This is a genomic window from Turicibacter sp. GALT-G1 (genome assembly GCF_025594995.1).
Lineage (GTDB): Bacteria > Bacillota_I > Bacilli_A > MOL361 > Turicibacteraceae > Turicibacter > Turicibacter bilis.
This window is the reverse complement of record NZ_JAMQUS010000114.1, coordinates 1-7,886: the sequence shown is the minus strand read 5'-3', so window position 1 is coordinate 7,886 and position 7,886 is coordinate 1. Positions and strand designations below refer to the sequence as shown.

Here is a 7,886-nt window from a genome sequence, read left to right as displayed (position 1 = left end):
CTTTCACGCATGCATACACGGGTTCGAATCCCGTACGGGTCACCATTAAGTGGAGGATTAGCTCAGCTGGGAGAGCATCTGCCTTACAAGCAGAGGGTCGGCGGTTCGAGCCCGTCATCCTCCACCATAAAAAAGTCCTGCTAGCTCAGTTGGTAGAGCATCTGACTTTTAATCAGAGGGTCAGAGGTTCGAGTCCTCTGCAGGACACCATTTTAAATGCGGGTGTGGCGGAATTGGCAGACGCGCTAGATTTAGGCTCTAGTACCTTTGGTGTGCAGGTTCAACTCCTGTCACCCGCACCATTTACTTTAATAAACTTAGGTAAGATTTTTAAAAGTTTTATCTTTTTTTATTTTTAGAGAAAAAATACCATTGCATATTAAAAAAACCAGTTATTTAATAACTGGTTTTTTTAATGGATATTTTCACAGAATGTTGCTAATCAAATTATAGATAATAGTGATATAGTTTTAGTTTAGACAAGTCTTATGCAAAAGGTCTTTATTATAAATATACGAGATTCTATTGTATAATTTTTAAAAAATAAGACTCTCTTTTATTAATCATCTTCTTGATTTTAGTCTATCCATTATTGATGATTTAATCGACCCTTGCTATTCGATTAAATCCTCTTTTTTATTGTTGAAAAGTGTGGTTGCTAATTTAAGTAATGTAAATTGTTTATATGAAAAATTTTATGAAAGTTTTGAATGAAAGATATAGATTAAACCATTTTTTGTAAATTATGTGATAGAATGATTTTATATGGCAATTTAATTTCCGACTTTGGATTATAAGTATTAATATGAATCATTTAGCTTGCGAAGTAAAGGTTTTCTACTACTAGGGAATGAAATTGAGATGTAATGCCTTTAAGGTATGGATAGAGTAGAGAGTCGAAGTCAGTGATTAATAAATCAAATTAATTATATATAGGGGGATTTAAAGATTAATAAAGAAGTGTAATGGAAATGATAATGCTGTACTTTTTTAAAGAAATAGGATCGGCATAAATAAGAGAATAAATAGTATATGGTCACATAAATGTGTTGGGAGGAAAATTTCATTTGAAATATTTCATACAATTGTATTGATTATTTATATTTTAAAAAAGAGAATTTTTTTGAGTTATTTCTGTTGACTTTATCAGGAAACAAATATATAATAACAATATCAGTAATGATTACTATAATTTAAGGGAGGAAATAATAATGTCTTTAATTAACACTCAAGTTAAAGAATTCGCTGTACAAGCGTACCACAATGGAGAATTCAAAGAAGTTACTTCTGAATCAATCAAAGGAAAATGGTCTGTATTTTTCTTCTATCCAGCAGATTTCACATTTGTTTGCCCAACTGAATTAGGTGACTTAGCAGATAACTACGCTAAATTCCAAGAAATGGGATGTGAAGTATACTCAGTATCTACAGATACTCACTTCGTACACAAAGCATGGGCTGATGCTTCTGAAACAATCGGAAAAATCAAATACCCAATGTTAGCTGACCCAACTGGTACTTTAACTCGTAACTTCGAAGTTATGATCGAAGAAGAAGGTTTAGCATTACGTGGAAGTTTTGTTGTAAATCCAGAAGGTGTTATTAAAGCATATGAAATCCATGATAATGGAATCGGACGTAATGCTGAGGAATTATTACGTAAAGTTCAAGCTGCACAATTCGTTGCTGAGCACGGAGATCAAGTGTGTCCAGCTAAATGGCAACCAGGTGCTGAAACTTTAACACCAAGCTTAGACTTAGTAGGGAAATTATAAGATATAATTTATAAATAAAAAGAGAGGATTTTCCTCTCTTTTTATTATAGGTTTTTAAATTGTGATTCGTATAGTTCAGCGTAGTATCCATTGGCTTTGATTAATTCTTTGTGAGATCCACGTTCAGAGATTCCTTGTCGTGTTAAGACTAGAATTTCATCTGCTTTTTTAACTGTGCTTAGGCGATGTGCAATAATAATGGTTGTTCGACCGACTGTCAATTCATCTAGTGCTTCTTGAATTAGCATTTCAGTGATGTTATCTAGCGCTGATGTGGCTTCATCTAAGATTAAGATAGCTGGATTTTTTAAGAAGACGCGTGCAATGGCAATACGTTGTTTTTGACCTCCGGATAGTTTAATGCCGCGTTCACCTACTGTAGTGTCGTATCCGTTTTCGAGGGACATGATGAAATCATGGATGCGTGCTTTTTTAGCGGCGGCGATCATTTGTTCCTCGGTTGCTTCTGGGTTTCCATAGAGGATGTTGTCGCGGATGTTTCCGTAAAAGATATAGACGTCTTGTTGCACGTGTCCGATGTTTTTGCGTAATGTGTGTAAGTCATAGTTTTTGATATTGGTATCATCGATGAGTATTTCACCTGAAGTGACGTCGTAGAATCTTGGGATTAGTAATGAGATGGTAGATTTTCCAACGCCGGATTCTCCTACGAGGGCGATTTTTTTGCCTGGTTCGATGGTGATGTTGAAGTCGGTAAGGACGTGTTCATCGTTGGCATCGTATTTGAAGTTAACGTGATTGAAGGTGATTTTTCCTTTTGGATTTTCTAATGTAATAGCTTGCGGCTCTGTTTTAATTTTTGGTTCGAGTAGCATAATTTCATAGAAGCGTTCAAATCCTGCCCATCCAGTTTGGAATTGTTGCATGAAGTTGATGAGGCGTTGGATTGGTTTAATCAAGAAGTTAACGTATAGTAGGAATGCTGTGAAGTCTCCTAGTGTAATAGTGTCTTTAGCTACAAGGAGGCCACCAATAATTAGAAGAGCCAAGTTTAGGATATCAATTAAAAAATTATTTCCACTTTGAAAGACTGACATTTGGAAAAGGGCATTTTTCCATGAGTCAGCGTATTGTTCATTGTTTTCGGTGAATTTTTCATATTCGTAGTTTTCATTAGCGAATGATTTTGTTAGACGAATACCACCGATGCTACTTTCGATTTGAGCGGTGATTTCTCCTTGAGTTTGTCTTGTTCGACGGAATCCAACCATCATGGCGTTACGTCTCCAAAGGGAGAAGATAATAATTAAGAGAATGATTGGAAAGATTAAGAGGGTGAAGAGGACATTGATGTTAAATAGGATGATAAAGCTTCCGATGATCATGATAGCAGAGATGAATATATCTTCTGGACCGTGATGGGCGAGCTCGGTGATGTCACGTAGATCGCCAACAAGGCGTGACATGATGACACCGGTTTTGTTTTCGTCATAGTAGCTGAAGTTTAAGGTTTGGAATTTTTTGAAGAGGTCTTGTCTCATGTCGAATTCCATTCGAGCTCCCATGATGTGCCCCCAGTAGTTGACAATGTGGGAACAAATCAATCGAATGATAAATAGAATTAGTAAGAAGAGGCTGATGTTGATCATGGCACTCACATTACGGTTGGGAATGTAGTCATTCATAAATGTTCTTGTGAATGATGGATAGATTAAATCAATTCCTGCCATGATGAGTGCAGCAGCCATATCGATTAGAAATAGCCCTAAGTGTTTTCGATAATAAGATACAAATTTCTTAAACATAGTTTCACTCCTTCATTTTATTAAGTTTACCAAATATACAAATTTTTTCCAATATTTTTATATGGTTATCGTCGGATTTTCATGACAATTAATTAATAATCTTGTTATAATGTTAGATGTATGAAGATCAGCTAGATTAGTTTTGGAGGATGTAGTAGATGAAGCGTTTTGATGTATATATTATTATTGCTGTCGTCGCGATAAGTGGTTTTTTACTTGCAATGTTTATGATGCAATCGAATGATAATCAAGAAGTTATTATTTCATTAAAGGGAGAAGAATATGCGCGTATTGATATAGATGGTCAAGAGCATGTCTTCGAAATTGAGACGGAATTAGGTTATAATAAAGTGATTGTCGATAAAGATGGTGTACATATTGAAGAGGCTGATTGTCCTGATCATGATTGTGTTGAAGTAGGGACAATTAGTAAGGTCGGACAAAGTATTATTTGTGCGCCTCATTATTTAGTGATTGAGATTGTTGGAAGTGCAGATGCTGATTTAGATGGAATAGCTATTTAGGTCGTTATGAATTAAAATGTATAGGGTGGTGGAGCTCGGTGTCAGAGATGATTCGATTAGAAAATGTGACGTTTGGTTATGATGAAGGTCAGACGGTTTTAAAAGATTATAGTTTAAAGATTAATCAAGGTGAATTTGTCACGATTTTAGGACATAATGGTTCTGGGAAGTCGACATTATCAAAGTTATTAGTTGGTTTAATAGAGGCTCAGGCTGGAAAGATTTTTGTAGATGGTCAGCCATTAAATGAAGAGACCGTTTTTGAGATTAGACAAAAAATTGGGATTGTTTTTCAAAATCCTGATAATCAGTTCGTTGGAAGTACTGTGCGCGACGATATTGCATTTGGCCTTGAAAATAAGTGCGTATCGTATGAAGAAATGAACCGCCTGGTTGAGGAGTATGCGACGAAGGTGGGGATGAAGCAGTTTTTAGATCGTGAGCCGCATCATTTAAGTGGTGGTGAGAAGCAACGCGTGGCCATTGCTGGGGTATTAGCTTTAGGTGCTAAAATTATTATTTTAGATGAAGCGACAGCCATGTTAGATCCACAAGGGCGTGAAAATATGATGGAGCTTGTTCATGAATTGGCGCAAGATGAGGATAAGACGATTATTATGATTACGCATCATTTAGATGAGGCAGTGAAGAGTGATCGTATTGTTGTGATGAATGCCGGTCAAATTATTTTAGAAGGAACGCCGAAAGAGGTCTTTGCAGAGAAGGAATTGTTAGAATCAGTGAAGCTAGATGTTCCGTTTGCGGTCAAAGCGTCGTATGATTTGAAGCAAAAAGGGATTTTAAGTGAGATTTGTACAAGTGATGAGGAGTTGATGGGTGAGTTATGCAAATTAAATTTGAATCAGTAAATCATGTTTATAATGCCAATACTCCGATGGAACAGCGTGCACTTTATGATATTAATTTTGAGATTAAAGAAGGACAGTTTTTGTCGGTTGTTGGACATACGGGGTCTGGAAAGTCAACGCTTATTCAGCATATGAATGGGTTATTAAAGCCAAGTAGCGGAAGTATTACGATTGGTGAGAAAGTCATTAAATCAGATGAGAAAAATAAAGGGTTAAAAGATGTTCGTCAGCATGTCGGATTAGTTTTTCAGTTTCCCGAATATCAATTATTTGAAGAGACGGTTGAGAAGGATATTATGTTTGGACCGATGAACTATGGTGTGTCTGAAGACGAGGCACATCAGCGAGCACGTGATGTCATTCAGATGGTCGGATTAAATGAATCTATTTTAGAGCATTCACCATTTAATTTAAGTGGTGGGCAGATGCGCCGTGTCGCAATAGCAGGTATTTTAGCGATGAATCCAGATGTGTTAGTGTTAGATGAACCAACAGCAGGTCTTGATCCTCAAGGTCAACATGAGATGATGGAAATGTTCAATACATTACATAAGCAGTATGGAAAAACGATTGTATTAGTGACGCATGATATGAATTTGGTAGCCGAGTATGCTGAGGAAATGATTGTGATGCATCGTGGTGTCATGAAGTTAAAAGGAACACCACAACAAGTGTTCAAAGAAGTTGAAGTGCTAAAAGAGTGTGGAATTACGTTGCCTATTGCCGCACAAAATTATCATCAGTTAGCGAAAAAAGTCGGATTATCTGTGGATAAACTGCCGTTAACGACAGACGAGTTTGTTAGTCAGATTGAAGCTTTAGTAGGGAGGGGATAGTTGGTGAATGGGATTGTTATTGGTCAATACTTACCAGGTCAATCATTTTGGCATCGACTAGATCCACGTGCTAAGATTGTGGCGACGTCATTATTCGTGGTGGCAAGCTTTTTGATTGATAGTTGGTTATTTATGGGGTTGTTAATTGTGGCGGAGTTAGTCGCCATGACGTTAACGAAAATTCCATTGAATTATTTTATGAGAAGTTTAAAACCTGTGTTTTTCTTTGTAATTTTAACGTTTGTTTTGCAAATAATTTTTAATAGGCAAGGCCAGGTTATTTTTAGTTTAGGACCGATTGAAATTTATGATGAAGGCTTAAATTTAGGATTCTTTATGAGTATCCGATTAATCATTGTTGTGTTGATTTCAACACTTCTAACGTTGACGACGAAGCCGTCTGATTTAACGTTAGCACTGGAGTCATTATTTAAGCCTTTAAAGAAGGTCGGATTCCCTGTATCTGAGTTAGCCTTGATGATTTCAATTGCACTGCGATTTATTCCAACGTTATTCGAGGAGACTCAAAAGATTTTAAAGGCGCAGGCGTCACGTGGTGTGGATATTAGTGAAGGAAAATTTAAAGATAAGGTGATGCAACTGATTTCTCTGCTTGTACCTTTATTCATTTTATCCTTCAAACGTGCCGATGAGTTGGCGAATGCGATGGAGGTTCGTGGTTATGTGCCGGGGCGTCTGAGAACGAGTATTAATCGTTTAAGTTGGAAAGTATCAGATACGGTGCTTGTTTTAGTTTGTGGGGCTCTATTTATTGGGGCAATTATTTTTTAAGGTGGCGAATTATGAAAAGAATTAAGTGTACGGTGGCGTATGATGGAACGTTATTTAATGGTTACCAGCGTCAGCCAGGACAGCGTACAGTTCAAGGTGAGATTGAGGCAGCATTAGAGAAGATTTGTAAGGTACCGATTACGATTCATAGTTCAGGACGTACGGATACAGGTGTTCATGCGTATGGACAGGTATTTCATTTTGATAGTGAGGTTAATATGGATGGAACGCGTTATGTTAGGGCGCTCAATTCGATGTTACCGGAGGATATTTATGTTTTAGATAGCCATGAGGTTCATCCTGAGTTTCATTCGCGCTATCATGGTAAGATTAAGGAGTATCGCTATAAGTTGTCATTAAATACGTATAATCCGATGAAGCGTCATTATGTGTATTATCATCGTCGCCCATTGGATGTGGCGAAGATGCGTGAGGCGATGACGTATTTATTAGGAACGCATGATTTTACATCGTTTTGTGGGAACTTAGATGAGATCAATAAAGAGCGTACGATTTATCAGGCGGAGTTGCTTGATGAAGAGGGTGAGTTAACATTTATTTTTGTTGGAAATGGATTTTTACGATATATGATTCGTATTATGGTTGGGACGCTCATTCAGGTCGGTGAAGGGCGTAAACAACCAGAAGATATTAAAAAAATCCTTGAAATGAAGGATCGTCGTTTAGCAGGACATACGGCTAAACCACAGGGGCTTTATTTACAGCGTGTCGATTATCCAGAGGAATTATTGAAACCTTTGGCGGATATCGAGGAGTAAAATTGATATTTGTCAGATGTTGTCTTTTAAGGTGATAGAGAGGTAAAAAATGAAAATATAATTATAAGGTCTTTGTTTGTTTATCAAAGAGTTTATGTTATAATTTATAGTAGATAGGGTGAAATAAGGGGAGCAACGAGTTATTTGTTGAATTATACAGGAGGCAAATATGGCACTAAAATTCATAAATAAATTATTCAGTCGACAAGATCAACCGACACAAAGCATGATTCAACCTAATGACGCTTTAAATCTTGAGGATCTTTCGAAATATACACAAGTAATTACGAATAAAGAAACTTCAGGGTATAAAGGATTAAAGCGTGCGTTTGATGATAAATTGCCAGTTCAGCTGACAGTGGCTGATGAAAATGGTGAGTCTTTTGTAGTTTCAGGGACAATTTCTCATTATGACGAACATTATGAACAACTTTTAGTTATCACAGATTCAACTTTAAAGCGTGTAGTTTTTAGTCAAATTGTTGACGTTAAAATTGAAGAAGAATAGTTTTTATAGAGTAAAAGAAAAGGGGCTGTATCAAAAT

The 7,886-nt window shown here is 36.6% G+C and carries 8 protein-coding genes and 3 tRNA genes; 10 read left to right on the top strand and 1 reads right to left on the bottom strand.

Features of this window, described 5'->3' with window-relative positions; all coding sequences use genetic code 11:
• The first annotated feature begins 51 nt into the window (after positions 1-51).
• The 4 genes from NEH74_RS13440 (at position 52) to ahpC (ending at position 1,775) form a co-directional block, all read left to right on the top strand.
• A tRNA-Val gene (locus NEH74_RS13440) sits at positions 52-127 on the top strand.
• Between the two features lie 7 nt (positions 128-134).
• Positions 135-210: transfer RNA gene (locus NEH74_RS13435), tRNA-Lys, on the top strand.
• Positions 211-218: 8 nt separating this feature from the next.
• Positions 219-302, top strand: a tRNA-Leu gene (locus NEH74_RS13430).
• Between the two features lie 909 nt (positions 303-1,211).
• Positions 1,212-1,775: an alkyl hydroperoxide reductase subunit C gene (gene ahpC, locus NEH74_RS13425; protein WP_055275244.1), complete on the top strand. Its 564-nt coding sequence runs from the start codon at positions 1,212-1,214 to the stop codon at positions 1,773-1,775.
• A 44-nt stretch (positions 1,776-1,819) separates the two neighbouring features.
• On the opposite strand, the gene NEH74_RS13420 is transcribed toward ahpC, so the two are convergent.
• Positions 1,820-3,541, bottom strand: coding sequence for an ABC transporter ATP-binding protein (locus NEH74_RS13420; RefSeq protein WP_262941472.1), 1,722 nt, complete (start codon positions 3,539-3,541; stop codon positions 1,820-1,822).
• Between the two features lie 158 nt (positions 3,542-3,699).
• On the opposite strand from NEH74_RS13420, the gene NEH74_RS13415 reads away from it, so the two are divergent.
• From NEH74_RS13415 to NEH74_RS13390, 6 genes are all read left to right on the top strand, one after another.
• On the top strand, positions 3,700-4,065 hold the full coding sequence (locus NEH74_RS13415) for a NusG domain II-containing protein (protein ID WP_055243383.1): 366 nt from the start codon (positions 3,700-3,702) through the stop codon (positions 4,063-4,065).
• A 47-nt stretch (positions 4,066-4,112) separates the two neighbouring features.
• Positions 4,113-4,934, top strand: a complete 822-nt coding sequence (locus tag NEH74_RS13410; protein WP_082427855.1) for an energy-coupling factor transporter ATPase — start codon at positions 4,113-4,115, stop codon at positions 4,932-4,934.
• The gene (locus tag NEH74_RS13405) at positions 4,910-5,770 is read left to right on the top strand and encodes an energy-coupling factor ABC transporter ATP-binding protein (RefSeq protein ID WP_262941471.1); all 861 of its coding nucleotides are present in this window, start codon (positions 4,910-4,912) and stop codon (positions 5,768-5,770) included. Before NEH74_RS13410 ends, NEH74_RS13405 begins: the two co-directional genes overlap by 25 nt.
• Positions 5,771-5,773: 3 nt before the next feature.
• A complete protein-coding gene (locus tag NEH74_RS13400) occupies positions 5,774-6,562 on the top strand; it encodes an energy-coupling factor transporter transmembrane component T family protein (protein WP_055306039.1) in 789 nt (262 codons plus the stop codon).
• Between the two features lie 11 nt (positions 6,563-6,573).
• On the top strand, positions 6,574-7,341 hold the full coding sequence (gene truA / locus NEH74_RS13395) for a tRNA pseudouridine(38-40) synthase TruA (protein WP_262941470.1): 768 nt from the start codon (positions 6,574-6,576) through the stop codon (positions 7,339-7,341).
• Positions 7,342-7,510: 169 nt separating this feature from the next.
• The gene (locus NEH74_RS13390; RefSeq protein ID WP_055243379.1) at positions 7,511-7,849 is read left to right on the top strand and encodes a hypothetical protein; all 339 of its coding nucleotides are present in this window, start codon (positions 7,511-7,513) and stop codon (positions 7,847-7,849) included.
• Positions 7,850-7,886 lie beyond the last annotated feature (37 nt).

Excerpts from the sequence above, each read along its gene's own strand:
- ahpC (WP_055275244.1), top strand. The coding sequence starts at position 1,212 with ATGTCTTTAATTAACACTCAAGTTAAAGAATTCGCTGTACAAGCGTAC.
- NEH74_RS13420 (WP_262941472.1), bottom strand. The coding sequence starts at position 3,541 with ATGTTTAAGAAATTTGTATCTTATTATCGAAAACACTTAGGGCTATTT.
- NEH74_RS13415 (WP_055243383.1), top strand. The coding sequence starts at position 3,700 with ATGAAGCGTTTTGATGTATATATTATTATTGCTGTCGTCGCGATAAGT.
- NEH74_RS13410 (WP_082427855.1), top strand. The coding sequence starts at position 4,113 with ATGATTCGATTAGAAAATGTGACGTTTGGTTATGATGAAGGTCAGACG.
- NEH74_RS13405 (WP_262941471.1), top strand. The coding sequence starts at position 4,910 with ATGCAAATTAAATTTGAATCAGTAAATCATGTTTATAATGCCAATACT.
- truA (WP_262941470.1), top strand. The coding sequence starts at position 6,574 with ATGAAAAGAATTAAGTGTACGGTGGCGTATGATGGAACGTTATTTAAT.
- NEH74_RS13390 (WP_055243379.1), top strand. The coding sequence starts at position 7,511 with ATGGCACTAAAATTCATAAATAAATTATTCAGTCGACAAGATCAACCG.